This window comes from Aeromicrobium sp. Leaf291, from assembly GCF_001423365.1.
Classification (GTDB): Bacteria; Actinomycetota; Actinomycetes; order Propionibacteriales; family Nocardioidaceae; genus Aeromicrobium.
In genome coordinates this window covers 71,292-86,651 of sequence record NZ_LMNM01000002.1, presented here as the reverse complement: position 1 = coordinate 86,651, position 15,360 = coordinate 71,292, and the positions used below count along the sequence as shown (strand labels likewise).

The following is a 15,360-nucleotide window of genomic DNA, read 5'->3' as shown; positions in this document are numbered from 1 at the left end:
TCAGGAGACGAAGTCGAGGCCGTTGGTCGGCGACGCGGGGACGGGTGGGACGAAGGACTTGGGCTCGAAGTGGAGCGGGTCGCGGAAGTTGATCGGGAACTCGGTGGGCATCTCCCCGGTGGCTCGCGCGTAGGCGCACGCCACCGCGGCCGCCGAGGCTGCGACGCCCGCCTCCCCGATGCCGCCGGGCTCCGTGCTGTCGGACTCCATGACCTCGCAGACGAACTCGAGCGGGGTGTTCCACTGGCGGGTGTAGGCCGAGTTGTCCCAGCTGGCCTCCAGGAAGTGTCCGTCGACGAGGTGGTTGCCGTAGGTGAGGACCTGCGACATGCCGTCGCTGAAGCCGCCCATCATCTGGGCCTCGATGCCGAGCGGGTTGATGGCCAGGCCGCAGTCGACGACGATCGTCGCCTTGGTGACCCGGGGTCCGGTGACCGCGTCGCGCACCTTCCGGTTCACCGTCCCCGGCCGGCAGTCGAGCTCGACCACCACGGCGGTCGCGCCCTTGTACTCCTTGTGGATCGCGACACCCTGGGCCGTTCCGGCCGGCATCGACTTGCCCCACTCCCCCAGCTCGGCGGCACGGTCGAGCACCCGTCGGACGACGCCGCTCTTGGTGTACTGACGCCGGAACGCGACCGGGTCCTTCTTCAGCCGGTTCGCCAGCTGGTCGACGATCAGCTCGTTCGCCACCCGCACGTCGGGCGAGTAGATGTTGCGCACGGAGCTGGTGTTGAACCGGGTGAAGTCGTAGTTGGTCTCGTTCAGCAGCTGCGTGGTGACGCCGAAGTTGTACGGGATCTCCTGCGTGAGCAGGAAGATCGTCTCCGAGAACCCCAGGTTCGCCAGGCCGGTCGGCAGGGCCGCGACCTCCGCGGTGAGGCGTTCACCGAGGCCGTGGGTGAAGTCGCAGGTGACCGACGTGTGGCGCTGCTCGAAGGTCGCGATGCTCTCGCCCAGCACCGTCGCCCGCACGCGCGACGTCGACATCGGGTGCACCCGACCCTGCCGCGGCTCGTCGGCGCGGTGCCACATGAGCTTGACCGGCACGCCGAAGGCCTTGGAGACCTCCGCGGCCTCGATGGCACCGTCGCTGAACAGCTTGCGGCCGAACGAGCCACCGCCGGTGACGACGTTCACCTTCACCTTGCCCTGCGGCAGACCGAGGACCTTGGCGATCTTGGACTGCGCGTCGATGGGCGACTTGAGGCCGCTCCAGATCTCGGCGGAGCCCTTGCGGACGTCGGCGATCGCGCAGTTCGGCTCGAGCGCGGACCCGCTGCGGAAGTGGAACGTGAAGCTGCCCTCGACCGTCGTCGCCCCGAGGGCCGGCACGGCGAGCGGCAGCTCGGCGGCCTTGAGCTCGGCCAGGATGTCGTCGGCCTTCTTGCCCGGCACCGTGCCCTCGCTCCACTCGACGTCGAGGGCGCGGACGGCGTCGATGCACTGGCCGAAGGTCTTGGCGCGCACGGCCACGCCCGTCGGCACCACGCCCACGTGGGTGACGCCGGGCATGGCCTTCACCTCCGCGGCGTTGCGCACGCTCTTGGGCTTGCCGTTCAGGTCGGGTGCCCGGCACACCATGGCGGGCAGGGCGTCGGGGACGTCGAGGTCCATCGCGAACTTCTTGCGCCCGGTCACGGCGTCGACGGCGTCGATGCGGCGTTGCGGCGTGCCGACGACGGACCGCTTGGGGGCGTCGTCGAGGTCGACCTCCACCTCCTTCGTGGTCGGCGAGGCGGCCTTCGCCGCGGCCTGGCCGTACGTGACGGACGAGCCGAGCGAGTCGAAGATCGCGCCGCCCTTGGTGGTGAGGCTGCTGACCTGGGCACCGAGCAGGATCGCGGCGGCGTCGAGCAGGGACTTGCGGGCCACCGCCGCGGCCACCCGGATGGGCGTGTAGGTCGAGATCGTGGTGTTCGAGCCGCCGGTGAGCTGGTTGAACAGCAGCTCGGGTCGGGCGGGGGCGAGGGTGACGTTGACCCGCTCGAGCGGCAGGTCGAGCTCCTCGGCGATGATCATGGCCGTCGAGGTGGTGATGCCCTGGCCGACCTCCATGCGCGGCAGCGCGAAGGTGGCGTCGCCCTTCTCGTCGATCTCGATGGCGATCAGGTTCGACGTCGGGAGCGCACAGTGCGTCAGGAAGTCGTTGAGGTCGTAGATCTCGGGGATCTGCGGTACCGACGGCAGCGGCAGGGCGGCTGCCGGCGACGCGCCGAGGCCGAGGTCGGCGGCGACCACCAGTCCGGCGCTGCCGACGACGTAGCCGAGGAAGCGTCGCCGGGTGGTCCGACCGGGAGGCGCCGGTCGTGCCGCTGCATCCGGTTCCTGAGCGTGCGGTTCCGGGGACTGCGGGGTGCGGTCGTGGGCGGACGGGGACAGCTCGTGCGGGACGGTCACGGGTTCACACTTTCGTCGGGGCTCTGGGGGGGCTTTGAACGAAGGCGGGGGAAGCATCACCGTGACACAGGTCACCGCACCGCGCAGATCAACCTGCGACCGGATCTCACGAATCGGACCGATCGGACCGGTTCTACGCGTCGAGGCCCGATGCCGTGTCGACGTCACGGCCGCCGGCGAGGTCGCCGCACTCCACCTCCGCGGCACCCCCGGACCGCAGGTACTCGCGCGCGCCCGCGTCGCCGCCCGCGGACGCGACGATCCCGGCCCAGTGGTCTCGACCGACGAGCACCGGGTGGCCGGGACGGGACGAGTAGCTCGCCCGCGCGAGGGCCCCTGTCCAGACCCCCGTCGCCGCGAGCCGCCTGACCACGTCGGGTCCGACGTCGGGCAGGTCGACCAGGTGGATCAGGACCGCCGTCGCCGTCGAGTCCCCCACCGCACGCAGCCCTGCACGCAGCGAGGCCGACATGCCCTCGTCCCAGCGGCGGGCGACGACGACGTCGGCGTCGTCGGGCACCAGGGCTCGCGCCTCCTCGGCCGCGGCCCCGAGGACCACGGTGACCTTGCCGCATCCGCCGTCCCGAAGCACCCTGACCGCGCGCTCGACCCACGGCACGCCGTCGTCCCCGCGGACGAGAGCCTTCGGACGTCCCATCCGGCTGCCGGCGCCGGCCGCGAGCACGAGACCGTGAGGTCCGTCCGGCTCGTCGTGGTCCACGCGCTCCTCCTGCTGCGTGCGAGCGTGCCCGGTCATGGCCGCCCTGGTGCGGGCCGACGGTACGGGCGCGCACGGCGATCGGCAAGAGCAACGAGCGGACGCGAGTTCCCGTTCTGGGAAGTCATGTCTCTCACGTCGTCGCACTCGTGCGCGGCGAGCATCCGTCGGTCAGGCTGGCGTCATGATCACGTCGCGCCTGCCACGGTCGGTGTCGGCCTGGCGGCCACTCCTCGCCCCCATGGTGGTGCTGCTGGCCTGGGACGTGGGCGTGACCGTCGCTTTCTCGGCGGGGTGGATCGAGTTCCGCGGCATCACGATCCAGTACACGCTCTACGGCACCGCCATCGCGCTGTTCCTGGGCTTCATGGTCAACGCCTCGTACGCGCGCTGGTGGGAGGCGCGGACCCTGTGGGGCAGCATCGTCAACCACTCGCGCAACCTCGCGCGGGAGGCGACCACCCTCCTCGACCCCGCGGGCCGCGACGCCCGTCCCGAGCTGATCGACGAGGTCGTCCGCGCGCAGATCGCCTACGTGCACTCGCTGCGCACCTCCCTGCGGCAGCAGGACGCCCCGCCCGAGATCGACGCCTACCTCGCCCCCGACGTCGCGGCGCGGGTGAAGAGCGCCAGCAGCTCGCCCACGGCCACGCTCTCGTACATCGGTCGCCTCGTGGCCGAGGCTCACCGTCGCGGCATGGTCGACGACGTCGCCAGGGTTCAGGTCGAGTCGACCCTGAGCACCCTCACCGACGCCCAGGGCGGCCTCGAGCGGATCAAGAAGACCCCGCTCCCCGTCCAGTACAGGCTCCTGCCGGCCTTCTTCGCGCGCACCTTCTGCGTCATCCTCCCGTTCGCGATCTACAAGGACCTGCAGTGGTGGACGCCGATCGGGTCCGGTCTCGTCGGCATGATGTTCCTGCTCGCGGTGCAGGTCGGTCGCGACCTCGCCGACCCCTTCGTCGACCGCGTCCACGACGTGCCGATGACCGCCATCTGCCGTGGCATCGAGATCGACCTGCTCGAGATGATCGGTGAGGACGCGCCCGCCGCCGTCACGCCGGTCGGGCAGGTCCTGTGGTGAGCTGATCGGTACGACGCCGCAGGGACGCGAGCCGGGACGCCGAGTCGTCGGCAGCAACCGCACCTGACGCCGTCGATCGCGCGCCGTCCTGCGGTCAGGTGCTCCGGTCGGCGCGATGCGCGCTGCGAGCTCGCAGCAGCCCGACGAGGTCGCGCCGCGTGCGCCTCCCCTCGGGGATCGCCCGTGTCATCCAGACGTGGAACATGCTGGTCGTCTCGTGGACGTGGACCAGCACGTCGGCCGTCCGCGCGCGGTCGGCCAGTCGCTCGACCGCGGGCCGCAGGATGTCGCGGTCACCAATCAGCACGTCCACCGGCGGGAGGGCGTCCAGCGGGACGCGCTGCGGGCTCACCACCGGGTCGGACGGCTCTCGTGGCGCGGCCCACCACCGGCCGGCGGCGCGCAGACCCGACTCGGCCAGCATCGGGTCCGACGCCTCCAGGTCCTGCACCTCGTGCTCGTCCAGCGTCGCGTCGAGCCAGGGAGAGAGGCACACCACGCCCGCCACCGCAGGGCCACCCTCGTCCGCCAGGAGCCGGGCGACCACCAGGGCCATGGCACCCCCGGCCGAGTCCCCCATCAGCACGAGCGGCAGGTCCGCGGTCCCGACCTGGCGGGCGATCGAGCACAGACGGGGCACCACCTCGTCCACCGTCGCGTCGGGTGCGAGGGGGTAGCAGGGAACCACCACCTCGGCCGGTGCCCGGACAAGGGCTCGGACGAGGCGCCAGTAGTCGGCCGTCAACGGGTGCACGTACCCGCCGCCGTGCAGGTAGAGGACGCGGACCCGCGGCGTCTCCCGTCGGGGCGCCGCCGTCCACACGGTCATGCCGCGCAGGTCGCCGCGGCGCACGCGCCGACGCAGTCGGGTGAGCCTCGTCGGGGGGACGTCGCCCTCGCGCTGGCGACGACGTGCCGTACGAAGGGTCCGCTCGGCGCCTTCGAACGCCTCCTTGTCCCGCCGCCACCACATGCCACGCACGTAGAGCCGCGAGAAGGGATGCAGGGGTCGGTCGTCGACGTCCCACGTGATCATGGCTGCTCAGTCTTGCGCGCCGGGGCGGGACCCGCCAGTCCGCCCGATGACGCCTCGGAGACGGGCCGAACCTCTGGCCGTGCCGTCGAGTCCTGCAGACTGCGGGCATGACCTCCGAGGACGACGCTGCCCCCGGCCCCGACCGCGACCCGGACGTCGGCCAGGACCCCGACCAGGACGAGGAGTCCGACAACAACATCGCGATCGGGCTCGCCCTCGGCGCGCCGCTGGGCGTCGCCATCGCTCTCGTCACCGACAACTGGGGCCTGCTCGGCATCGGCATCGCCCTGGGCCTGCTGTTCGGCGTAGCGATGGGTCGCTCGGGCGACGACGACGAGGACGAGGGCTCAGCAGACCGGTAGACCGACGGCCGAGCATCGCCTCAGTGGGCGTCGATGAACTCCCGCAGCACGCGTGCGAAGCGGTCCGGGTCCTCCAGGTGCGGGAAGTGTCCCGCCCCCTCGAACATCTCGACGCGGCAGTCCGGCAGCTGCGCCTCCACGCTCCGTGCGTGCGACGCGGGAATCATCCGGTCCTTCGACCCCCACACGACCATCGTCGGCACGGGCAGCGCGCCGTCGAGGTGGTCGTGGGCGCTGATGCTCTGCCCCCCGATGTCGATGACGGCGCGCGTGGTGGACAGGAACGCGCGTCGGCTCTCCGCGTCCTGCAGCGAGCTGAAGCCGCGCCAGACGGCGCTGACGTCGGCGCCGGGCTTCCACCCGACCTTTGACGCTCCCCGGCCCAGCGCCTCGACACGGGACAGCACCGGCGCGGACGCGACCACGCTCAGCACCTGCGCGGCGCCCGGCAGGGTCGCGGAGCGCAGCAGCACGTTGACCTCGCGTCCCAGGCCGCCGCTGGAGACCAGCACCAGGCGCTCGACCCGCTCGGGGAAGAGGTAGAAGAACTGCATCGCGATGCCGCCCCCGAGCGAGTGACCCACGAGCGTGACCCGGTCGACGCCGAGATGGTCCAGCAGGTCGCGGAGAGCCGCGGCGTGCGCGCTGAGCGAGTAGTCGCCGAGCGGCTTGGCCGAGTCCCCGTGCCCGAACAGGTCGGGCACCACGACCCGGTGGTCGTCGTCCATCCGGTCCACCAGGTGCTCCCACTGCCGCTGCGACCCCAGGATCCCGTGGATGAACAGGACCACCGGGCCGGAGCCGGTGTCGACGTAGGAGAGGTCGTGGCCGTGCAGCCGGACGGTCTGCGGCTTCATGCGTGCCATGGGTCCACCACGATCGGGTCGTCGGACGGGACGGACCCACGGTAGGCGCACCCCGACGGTCATGCGCACCGAACCTCGGGCACGGTCACCGACTCGTACTTTCGGTCAGGTCAGGACTGGCCGTCGAACCGATACGCGCAGGGCGCGGGGCGGCGAGTGTTGACGGCATGATCACCGTTGAGTCCCTGACCCGGAGGTATGCCGGCTTCACCGCCGTCGACGACGTCTCCTTCACCGCCCGGCCCGGCCGCGTGACCGGCTTCCTCGGTCCGAACGGCGCGGGCAAGTCCACGACCATGCGCGTCATGGTCGGTCTGACCGCCCCCACGTCCGGCTCCGCCACCATCCACGGAGTCCGGTTCGCCGACCTGCCCAACCCCGGCCTGGAGGTGGGCGTCCTCCTCGACGCCTCCGCCCAGCACGCCGGCCGCACCGGTCGCGACATCCTCACGATCGCCGCAGCCACCATGGGCCTGCCCCGTGCTCGCGTCGACGAGATGCTCGACCTGGTGAGCCTGAGCTCCGTCGAGGCCGAGCGCCGGGTGCGCCACTACTCGCTCGGCATGCGCCAGCGGCTCGGCATCGCCACGGCCCTGCTCGGCGACCCCTCGGTGCTGGTCCTCGACGAGCCCGCCAACGGGCTCGACCCCGCCGGGATCCGCTGGATGCGCGACCTGCTGACGGACTTCGCCGGCCGCGGCGGCACCGTGCTGCTGTCCTCGCACCTGCTCCACGAGATCGAGGTCGTCGCCGACGACCTCGTCGTGATCGGCCACGGCAGGATCGTCGCCGCCGGCCCCAAGGAGGAGCTGCTGGCCGCGGCCGGGACGCTCGCGCGGTCGCCGTCGCCACGCGATCTCGTCCGCGCGCTCGAGCGGGCCGGGATCCCCAGCACCCTCGCCGGTGACGGCTCGGTGCGCACCGATGCCGACGCCGCCCGCGTCGGGGCCGTGGCCGCGGCCGCCGGCGTCGCCCTCACCGAGCTCCGGTCCGCCGAGGGCGCCAGGCTTGAGGACATGTTCCTCTCACTCACGGCCGACACCCAGCGCGAAGGAGCTGCAGCATGACCGCCACCATCGTCTCCCCGGCCGCCACCCCGGCCCGCCGGAGCGTCCGACCCATCCCCGCACACCGACTCGTCACGGTCGAGCTGCGCAAGATGTTCACGACACGCTCGGGATTCTGGTTGCTCGTCAGCATCGGCATCCTGTCGGTGGTCTCGGCCGGGTCGGTCGTCGTCGTGGCGCCGGACAGCGACGTCACCTACGAGAGCTTCACGCGGGCGAGTGGATTCCCGATGTCGGTGATCCTGCCGATGATCGCGATCCTGGCCGTCACGAGCGAGTGGAGCCAGCGCAGCGGGCTCACCACGTTCACGCTGGTGCCGCACCGCGGCCGCGTGATCGGCGCCAAGGCGGTCGCGACCCTCCTGGTGGGCGTCGGTTCCGTGGCCATCGCCTTCGCGGTGGGAGCACTCGCCAACGTGGGCGGCTCGGCCCTCGCCGGGGTCGACACCGCGTGGAACGTCTCGTGGGTCATGGCCTCCCAGATGCTGCTCTTCAACCTGATCGGCATGGCCGTCGGCTTCACCCTGGGTGTCGTGCTGCGCAGCTCCGCGGCCGCGATCGTGGGCTACTTCGTGGTGTCCTTCGTCCTGCCGGGCGTCCTGCTGCTCCTCGCCCAGGTGCGCCCGTGGTTCGCGGACCTGCAGCCGTGGGTCGACTGGAACGACACGCAGGTGGCGCTCCTGGAGGGCGCCATGGACACCGGCGAGGAGTGGGCCATGCTCGCCTCGACCACGACGATCTGGATCGTCCTCCCGCTCCTGGTCGGACTGCTCACCTTGCGCCGCTCCGAGGTCAAGTAGGACCTGGCCCGAACGCGTGAGAACGCCCCCGCCGGACCCGGCGGGGGCGTTCGGCGTGCCCGGCACTCGTGGCCGAGGGCGGCGGTGCGCTAGTCCCGGACTCGGCCGGTCTCGTAGGCCCACATTGCGACCTCCACCCGGTTCCGGGCACCGAGCTTGGCCATGAGGCTGCCGATGTGGGTCTTCACCGTGCTGAGGCTGATGTGCAGCTCGCCCGCGATCTCAGCGTTGGTGCGACCTCGCGCGATGGTGAGCAGCACCTGCTCCTCGCGTTCGGTGAGCGGGTCGATGGGCTGTGCGGGAGGGATGGCCCGACCGGTGCCCGCGAACGTCGACAGCAGCCGGCGGGTGATGCTGGGCGAGATGAGCGAGTCACCGCGGGTGGCTGCACGGATCGCCTCGCCGAGCAGCTCGGGTCCGGCGTCCTTCAGCAGGAAGCCGGTGGCGCCGGCCGACAGCGCACCGTGCACGTACTCGTCGAGGTCGAAGGTGGTGATCACGACGACGGCGACCGGGTGCTGGACGCCCGGCCCGGCCAGCAGACGGGTCGCCTCGACGCCGTCGAGGACGGGCATCCGGATGTCCATCAGGCACACGTCGGGACGGAGCTCGCGGGCCAGGCGCACGGCCTCCTGGCCGTCGCGCGCCTCCCCCACGACCTCGATGCCCTCCAGGGTGCCGAGGATCAGGCACAGTCCGGTCCGCACGAGGTCCTGGTCGTCGGCGACCAGCACCCGGATGCTCATGCCGACCCCTGCCGCGGCAGCGTGGCGCTGACCGCCCACCCGCGATCGGGGCAGGGGCCCGCCTCGCACGTGCCGCCCAGGAGCAGGGCGCGCTCCTTCATCCCGGTGAGCCCGAACCCCGTCTCAGGACCGAGCTCGGCCGTACCCGGGTCGCCGTCGTCGCGGACGACGAGGCTGATGGTCGAACGGTCGCCGGCGACGCGCACGTCGACGACGGTGGCGTTCCGGGCGTGCCGGAGCGCGTTGGTGACCGCCTCCTGCGCGATGCGGAAGACGGCGGCGTCGATGGCCGCCGGGAGGGTGGCGACGTCACCGGACACCCCGATCTCGACCCTCGGTCCCGCGGGCGAGGCCCCGGAGAGCCGGTGGAGGTCGGCGACGCCGGGCTGCGGGGCGTAGTCGACCGGAGCCTCGTTGCGCAGCACACGGACCATCGTCCGCATCTCCGCGAGCGTGCGCGAGGCCTCTTCCTCGATGACCTCCAACGCCTCGAGCGGCGCCGACGGGCTGGTCGCCGCTAGAGCACGCCCTGCCTGGGCCTGGACGGCGATGGCCGAGACGTGGTGCGCCACCGTGTCGTGCAGCTCGCGCGCCAGCAGGACGCGCTCCTGCGACTTCACCTGCTCCACCCTCCGCTCCCGTGCGCCGTGCTGGGTGCGGACGGCCCACCCCAGGGCGAAGGAGGCGACGAGGACGCCGATCCCGCCGACCGCGTCGGCCATCCCGGTCCAGCTGGTCAGGACCGCCGTCGTGGCCGCGCCCAGGATGACCGCCAGCCCCGCGACCGCCTCCCGCCCCGAGCCCCACCGGAAGAGCGAGTAGGGCAGCAGCAGGACGTAGAGCATCGTGTAGACGTCGAGCGTCGGTGCGTCGGTGACGAACAGCCCGACCTGGAGCACCGCGACCACCCCGAAGACCGTCCCGACCACGGCCAGCGGGTGAGTACGACGCCACAGCAGCAGCGGGGCCAGTCCGAGCGTCACCACCATCGACAGCACGGGCAGCGTGAGGTCCTCGCGCAGCAGGCCCTCCAGCACCCCGAAGATCGCGATGGAGCCCAGCAGCGCCCAGTCGCGCCACACCCGCGCCGGGGGCGCCGCGGGTCGGGACTCGGCCAGGACGGACTGCAGTGGGTGGCTCACAGACTCAGCGTAGGGATCCGGGGGCGGCAGCGGACCGTCCGAAAGGTTGAACCGACGTCATCAGGTCTGCGGGATCGGTCCGCTCGTGCTGGGATGGGAAAGGAGTCCCTCAGCAGACCTCGACGACCGGAGATCACGTGTCACCTCGTCCCCGTTCCTCCCGTTCCCTCCGCTCCCGCGTCGCGGTGGGCATCGGCGCGATCGCGCTGGCTGCCACGCCCGCGCTCGCCGCTCCCGCTGCGGTGGCCAGCGAGCCGGGCCAGCACGGCGCCCGCCAGGCGTTCCCCGACCGCATCGAGCTGCCTGACAACTTCCAGCCCGAGGGCATCACCATCGGTCCCCGAGACCAGGCCTACCTGGGCTCGCGCCTGGACGGCGACATCCTGCGCGCCGACCTGCGCACGGGCCGCACCACGACGATCAGCCAGGGCCCTGGCACCGCGTCGGTCGGCCTGAAGATCGACCAGCGCGGCCGCCTGTTCGTGGCCGGCGGTCCTTCCGGCACCCTGCGGGTGGTCGACTCGCGCTCCGGCGCGCTGCTGCGCACCTACCAGCTGGCCACGGGTGAGTCGTTCGTCAACGATGTGCTGATCTCGGGCGACACGGTGTGGGTGACCGACTCACGCCGCGCGACCCTGTTCCGCCTCGACCTCGGCCGAGGTGGCGCGCTACCCGCTGCAGCCACCGCGCTGCCCCTGACCGGCGACTGGGTCCAGGCGCCGCCCGGCACCAACGCGGCGAACGGCATCAGCGACACCCCCGACGGCTCGGCCCTGCTCGTGGTCAACAGCTCCGACGGCGGCCTCTACCGGGTCGACCCGCGCACCGGTGCGACGACGAGGGTCGACCTCGGTGGCGCGACCCTGACCAACGGCGACGGCCTGCTGCGCGAGGGACGCACCCTCTACGCGGTGCAGAACCGGCTGAACCAGGTCGCCGTGGTGCAGCTGTCACGCGATGGTCGCTCCGGCACCCTCCGGAGCACCATCACGAACGATGACTTCGACGTCCCGACCACCGTCGCACGCGCGGGCCGCTCGCTCTACCTGCCGAACGCGCGGTTCAGCACGCCGCCGACCCCCACCACGGAGTACTGGATCACGCGGGTCGACGCTCCCCGCGGTCGCTGACCGGCAGCACGCGACCCCGGGCGTCGCGGGGCACCACCTGATCGTCGACGGCCCCGGCAGACCATCCGGGGCCGTCGACGTTCTCGGGCCCGAGGAGACCAACGGGACCGCTGAACCTCAGGTCAGGCCTGGTAGCCGGTGGGCCTGACCACCCGTGCGGGGACGCCGGCCACGATCGTGTCGGCGGGCACGTCGCGGGTGACCACGGCGCCGGCGCCCACCACGGCCCCGTCGCCGATCGTGACACCGGGCACGACCGTCACGCCGGCCCCGAGCCAGACCTTGCGCCCGATCACGACGGGTGCCGGCACCATCGAGGCTCGGAGCGCCGGGTCCATGCCGTGGTTCAGCGTCGTCAGGGTGCAGCCGTGGCCGATGAGCGAGCCGTCCCCGATGGTGATGCCGCCGGTGTCCTGGAAGCGGCAGCCGATGTTGATGAAGACGTCCTTGCCGAGCGTCAGGTTCTTGCCGAACTCGCTGTAGAACGGCGGAAACACGACGACCGAGTCCTCGACCGGGCGGCCGGTGAGCCGGGCAAGCAGGTCCCGGACCTGCTCCGGCGTGCGGTAGGCGCCGTTCAGCTCTGCGATGACGGCCAAAGCCTCCTGGGAGGCACCGTGCATGAACTGGTGGTGCTCGGAGCCACCGATGATCTCGGCTCCGCTGTCGACGTGGTCGAGGAACTGCTTCAGGTCCATGACCTCGAGCCTGCCCCGTGCGGCCGTGTCGGAGAACGCCTCAGGGGGGTGCTGTCTGTACCCCCGACAAGACGGACCTTCCCCACGCACCAGGTCCGCGCTCCACTGGGATGGAACACCCACCGACCAGAGAAGGACATCCGATGAAGGCGACACTCATGCACGGCGCCGGCGACGTGCGCATCGAGGACGTGCCGGACGCGGCCATCAAGGCGTCGACCGACGCGCTGGTCCGCATCACGACCTCCTGCATCTGCGGCAGCGACCTGCACCCCTACGGCTCCATGCCGGCCAACGGCAGCCCCGCCCGCATGGGCCACGAGTTCATCGGCGTCGTCGAGGACGTCGGGTCGGCGGTCACCACCGTCACGAAGGGCGACCTCGTCGTCGCCCCCTTCGCCATCTCCGACGGGACCTGTGAGTTCTGCCGCGAGGGTCTGCACACCTCCTGCATCCACGGCTCGTTCTGGGACACCCTCCCCGACGAGGGCGGGCAGGCCGAGGCCGCGCGAGTGCCGTACGCCGACGGCACCCTGGTCAAGCTTCCCGTCGCGCCCGACTCCGCACTCATGCCGTCGCTGCTGACGCTGTCGGACGTGCTCGGCACGGGCCACCACGCGGCCGTCGCCGGCGGTGTCACCCAGCGCACCAGCGTGACCGTCATCGGCGATGGCGCCGTCGGGCTGCTCGCGGTCCTGTCGGCCAAGCGCCTCGGCGCTGAGCAGATCATCCTGATGGGTCGTCACGAGACGCGCACCGACCTGGGCCGCGAGTTCGGAGCCACCGACGTCGTCGCGACCCGCGGAGAGGAAGGCATCGCGGCCGTGCGCGACCTCACCCACGGCCACGGCACCCACGTCGTGCTCGAGGCGGTCGGCCACATGCCTGCCTACGAGCAGGCGGTCGGCGTCGTCCGGCCCGGCGGCACCATCAGCCGCGTCGGGGTGCCGCAGTACGAGGCCGCCCCGGTCGGCTTCGCGAGCCTCTTCGGAGGAAACGTCCGCCTGACCGGTGGCCCCGCTCCGGTGCGCGCCTACATCGAGGAGCTCATGCCCGACATCCTCGACGGCACCATCGAGCCCGGCAGGGTCTTCGACACCACCACGGACCTCGACGGCGTCCCCGACGGCTACCGCGCCATGGCCGACCGTCGCAGCCTCAAGGTCCTCGTCAACCCCTGACCCTCCCGACGCAAGGAACATCATGCAGATCACGCGCAGCAGCCTCGCCACCGCCAAGGGACCCGCCGACTGGTTCACCGGCGACGTCTACATCGATCCCGTGGCGGCGGCACCCCCGCCGTCCCGCGTCTCGGCGAACCTCGTGCACTTCACGCCTGGTGCCCGCACGCACTGGCACCGCCACCAGCTCGGCCAGACGGTCTTCGTGACCGAGGGAGTCGGCCTCTGCCAGCGCCGTGGGGGACCGGTCGAGGTCATCCGTCCCGGTGACCGCGTGCTGTTCGAGGCCGACGAGGAGCACTGGCACGGTGCCGCGCCGAACCGGCTGATGGTGCACCTAGCCATCAACGAGGCCGACGACGACCACGACGCCGTGCACTGGCTGGACCCGGTCACCGACACCGAGTACCTCGCAGCGCCGGAGCAGCAGCGATGAGGGTGTCGCTCGTGCTGCTGGTCGCCGGGGTCCTGACTGCGTGCTCGAGCGCGGAAGGCCCAGCCTCCCCGTCGTCCGCCCCGGCCCCGTCCACGAGGGCACCCTCCGGCGCACCGTCGGAGGCGAGGTCGGAATCCGAGGACACCGGGACCCGGATCCGTATCGGGTTCGAGGGTGGCCAGGTCGAGGCGACCGTGCTGGACACCCCGGCCGGCCGCGACCTCGTCGCGCAGCTGCCGCTGGAGCTCGACATGAGCGACCACGGCGGCGTCGAGAAGACCGGTCCCCTGCCGCGGGAGCTCTCGACCGACGGGGAACCCACCGGTGCCGACCCGGACGTGGGCGCACTCGGCTACTACGCCCCGTACGGCGACCTCGTCCTCTACTACGGCGACCAGTCCTACTTCGACGGCATCGTGGTCCTGGGCAGGATGGAGGAGGGATTCGACGCGCTCGGCCGCATCGACGGGAACGTCAGCGTGCGTGTCGAGGCCCTGGAGCAGCCATGACCGGATGCGGGGAACGCCCTCCCGCGTCGGCGTACGGTGGGCTGGTGGACAACCGTTCCGACATCAGGGAGTTCCTCGCGACCCGCCGCGGCCGGCTCACGCCGGCCGAGGTGGGCCTGCCTGACGCGGGCCGGCGCCGCCGGGTCCCAGGTCTGCGCCGAGAAGAGGTCGCCGTCCTCGCTGGAGTGAGCACCGACTGGTACACCCGGCTGGAGAAGGGCCACATCAAGGGCGTCTCCGAGGACGTGCTCGATGCCGTGGCGCGAGCACTGCGGCTCAACGCGGCCGAGCGGACCTACCTCTTCGACCTCGCCCGCGTCGCACGCGCCCGTACGAGCGCGCCGCGGCCCAAGGCACGCCATAAGGTGTCGACCGAGGTGCAGTGGATGCTGGACTCGATGTCCGGGTCCGCGGCGTTCGTCGCCGACGGACGGCTGGACATCATCGCTTCAAACCCCCTGGCGCGAGCGCTCTATTCACCCGTCTTCGAGCACGACCCCGTACGGCCGAACATCGCGCGGTACCAGTTCCTGGATCCATCGGCCACCGAGCTCTTCCCCGACTGGAACGGCGCCGCGAACGTCACGGTCGCCCTCCTGCGCACCGAGGCGGGTCGCGACCCCGAGAGTAAGACGATGCGCGAGCTGGTCGGTGAGCTGTCGACCGTCAGCGAGGAGTTCCGCACGCGATGGGCCTCCCACGACGTCAGGCTGCACGTCGCCGGCCGCAAGCAGTTCAACCATCCCGCGACGGGGGTCATCGACGTGGCCTACCACTCCATGAACCTGTCCACCGAGGGCGCGCGACTGCAGGTCATGACCGTCTACACCGCCGAACCGGGGAGCCCGTCGGAGGAGCGACTCAGGCTCCTCGCGAGCTGGGGCGCCAGCACGACCGCTCCTTCGTCGACGCGGCCCTGAGGGCGTCTGACAGCAAAGCGCAGCGCGACCCAAAGGGGTCCGCGCAGCACGTCTCGACATGGTCGACGGCCTCGAGCCAGCGCCCATAGCCACCGGCACGCGTCCTACTGACGAGGGACGGCCGCGCGTGACGAAGGCCCCGTCACCGTCTCGGTCAGGGGACCTTGTCGCGGCACCGGGGAAAGGGTGCGTGACGGCGCCTTCCCGCCACGAGTCACCGCCGTGGATCCTGCACGCCACCGAGGGCACCACCGGCTCCGTGAAG

16 protein-coding genes are annotated in these 15,360 nt (G+C 71.7%); 9 read left to right on the top strand and 7 right to left on the bottom strand.

Annotated features, from left to right (window positions below; genetic code table 11):
• Positions 1 to 2,400, bottom strand: coding sequence for a molybdopterin cofactor-binding domain-containing protein (locus tag ASF35_RS10170; protein ID WP_235499140.1), 2,400 nt, complete (start codon positions 2,398 to 2,400; stop codon positions 1 to 3).
• Between the two features lie 133 nt (positions 2,401 to 2,533).
• Positions 2,534 to 3,157 (bottom strand): NTP transferase domain-containing protein, encoded by a 624-nt coding sequence (locus ASF35_RS10165; protein WP_082495472.1) that lies wholly within the window; start codon positions 3,155 to 3,157, stop codon positions 2,534 to 2,536.
• Between the two features lie 145 nt (positions 3,158 to 3,302).
• On the opposite strand from ASF35_RS10165, the gene ASF35_RS10160 reads away from it, so the two are divergent.
• Positions 3,303 to 4,202, top strand: a complete 900-nt coding sequence (locus tag ASF35_RS10160) for a bestrophin family protein (protein ID WP_082480758.1) — start codon at positions 3,303 to 3,305, stop codon at positions 4,200 to 4,202.
• Between the two features lie 94 nt (positions 4,203 to 4,296).
• Here ASF35_RS10160 and ASF35_RS10155 read toward each other — a convergent pair whose 3' ends face one another.
• Positions 4,297 to 5,238 carry an alpha/beta hydrolase fold domain-containing protein gene (locus tag ASF35_RS10155; RefSeq protein WP_055966725.1) on the bottom strand — a complete coding sequence of 314 codons (942 nt, stop codon included), beginning with the start codon at positions 5,236 to 5,238 and terminating at the stop codon, positions 4,297 to 4,299.
• 107 nt (positions 5,239 to 5,345) lie between these two features.
• On the opposite strand from ASF35_RS10155, the gene ASF35_RS10150 reads away from it, so the two are divergent.
• Positions 5,346 to 5,600 (top strand): hypothetical protein, encoded by a 255-nt coding sequence (locus ASF35_RS10150; RefSeq protein WP_055966723.1) that lies wholly within the window; start codon positions 5,346 to 5,348, stop codon positions 5,598 to 5,600.
• A 20-nt stretch (positions 5,601 to 5,620) separates the two neighbouring features.
• Here the strand turns inward: ASF35_RS10150 and ASF35_RS10145 are convergent, their stop codons facing one another.
• Positions 5,621 to 6,466 carry an alpha/beta fold hydrolase gene (locus ASF35_RS10145; protein WP_055966720.1) on the bottom strand — a complete coding sequence of 282 codons (846 nt, stop codon included), beginning with the start codon at positions 6,464 to 6,466 and terminating at the stop codon, positions 5,621 to 5,623.
• 167 nt (positions 6,467 to 6,633) lie between these two features.
• Here ASF35_RS10145 and ASF35_RS10140 point away from each other — a divergent pair, with 167 nt between their 5' ends.
• Positions 6,634 to 7,533 (top strand): ABC transporter ATP-binding protein, encoded by a 900-nt coding sequence (locus ASF35_RS10140; RefSeq protein ID WP_055966718.1) that lies wholly within the window; start codon positions 6,634 to 6,636, stop codon positions 7,531 to 7,533.
• Positions 7,530 to 8,333, top strand: a complete 804-nt coding sequence (locus ASF35_RS10135) for an ABC transporter permease subunit (RefSeq protein WP_055966715.1) — start codon at positions 7,530 to 7,532, stop codon at positions 8,331 to 8,333. The genes ASF35_RS10140 and ASF35_RS10135 overlap by 4 nt, the downstream gene beginning before the upstream one ends.
• An 89-nt stretch (positions 8,334 to 8,422) precedes the next feature.
• Here the strand turns inward: ASF35_RS10135 and ASF35_RS10130 are convergent, their stop codons facing one another.
• Both ASF35_RS10130 and ASF35_RS10125 read right to left on the bottom strand, forming a co-directional pair.
• Positions 8,423 to 9,079, bottom strand: coding sequence for a response regulator transcription factor (locus ASF35_RS10130; protein WP_055968473.1), 657 nt, complete (start codon positions 9,077 to 9,079; stop codon positions 8,423 to 8,425).
• Positions 9,076 to 10,221, bottom strand: a complete 1,146-nt coding sequence (locus ASF35_RS10125) for a sensor histidine kinase (protein WP_055966712.1) — start codon at positions 10,219 to 10,221, stop codon at positions 9,076 to 9,078. The genes ASF35_RS10130 and ASF35_RS10125 overlap by 4 nt, the downstream gene beginning before the upstream one ends.
• 137 nt (positions 10,222 to 10,358) lie before the next feature.
• Between ASF35_RS10125 and ASF35_RS10120 the strand changes: the two genes are divergently transcribed.
• Positions 10,359 to 11,351 carry a hypothetical protein gene (locus ASF35_RS10120; protein WP_055966710.1) on the top strand — a complete coding sequence of 331 codons (993 nt, stop codon included), beginning with the start codon at positions 10,359 to 10,361 and terminating at the stop codon, positions 11,349 to 11,351.
• 122 nt (positions 11,352 to 11,473) lie between these two features.
• Here ASF35_RS10120 and ASF35_RS10115 read toward each other — a convergent pair whose 3' ends face one another.
• Positions 11,474 to 12,049, bottom strand: coding sequence for a DapH/DapD/GlmU-related protein (locus ASF35_RS10115; RefSeq protein WP_055966707.1), 576 nt, complete (start codon positions 12,047 to 12,049; stop codon positions 11,474 to 11,476).
• Positions 12,050 to 12,192: 143 nt separating this feature from the next.
• Here ASF35_RS10115 and ASF35_RS10110 point away from each other — a divergent pair, with 143 nt between their 5' ends.
• Genes ASF35_RS10110 through ASF35_RS10095 form a run of 4 tightly spaced genes read left to right on the top strand, consistent with a single transcriptional unit; the run spans position 12,193 to position 15,095 of the window.
• The gene (locus tag ASF35_RS10110; protein WP_055966704.1) at positions 12,193 to 13,230 is read left to right on the top strand and encodes an alcohol dehydrogenase catalytic domain-containing protein; all 1,038 of its coding nucleotides are present in this window, start codon (positions 12,193 to 12,195) and stop codon (positions 13,228 to 13,230) included.
• Positions 13,231 to 13,252: 22 nt separating this feature from the next.
• Positions 13,253 to 13,666 (top strand): cupin domain-containing protein, encoded by a 414-nt coding sequence (locus ASF35_RS10105; protein ID WP_055966701.1) that lies wholly within the window; start codon positions 13,253 to 13,255, stop codon positions 13,664 to 13,666.
• Positions 13,663 to 14,175 (top strand): cyclophilin-like fold protein, encoded by a 513-nt coding sequence (locus ASF35_RS18520; protein WP_055966698.1) that lies wholly within the window; start codon positions 13,663 to 13,665, stop codon positions 14,173 to 14,175. The genes ASF35_RS10105 and ASF35_RS18520 overlap by 4 nt, the downstream gene beginning before the upstream one ends.
• Positions 14,176 to 14,219: 44 nt before the next feature.
• Positions 14,220 to 15,095: a helix-turn-helix transcriptional regulator gene (locus ASF35_RS10095; protein ID WP_200931754.1), complete on the top strand. Its 876-nt coding sequence runs from the start codon at positions 14,220 to 14,222 to the stop codon at positions 15,093 to 15,095.
• Positions 15,096 to 15,360 lie beyond the last annotated feature (265 nt).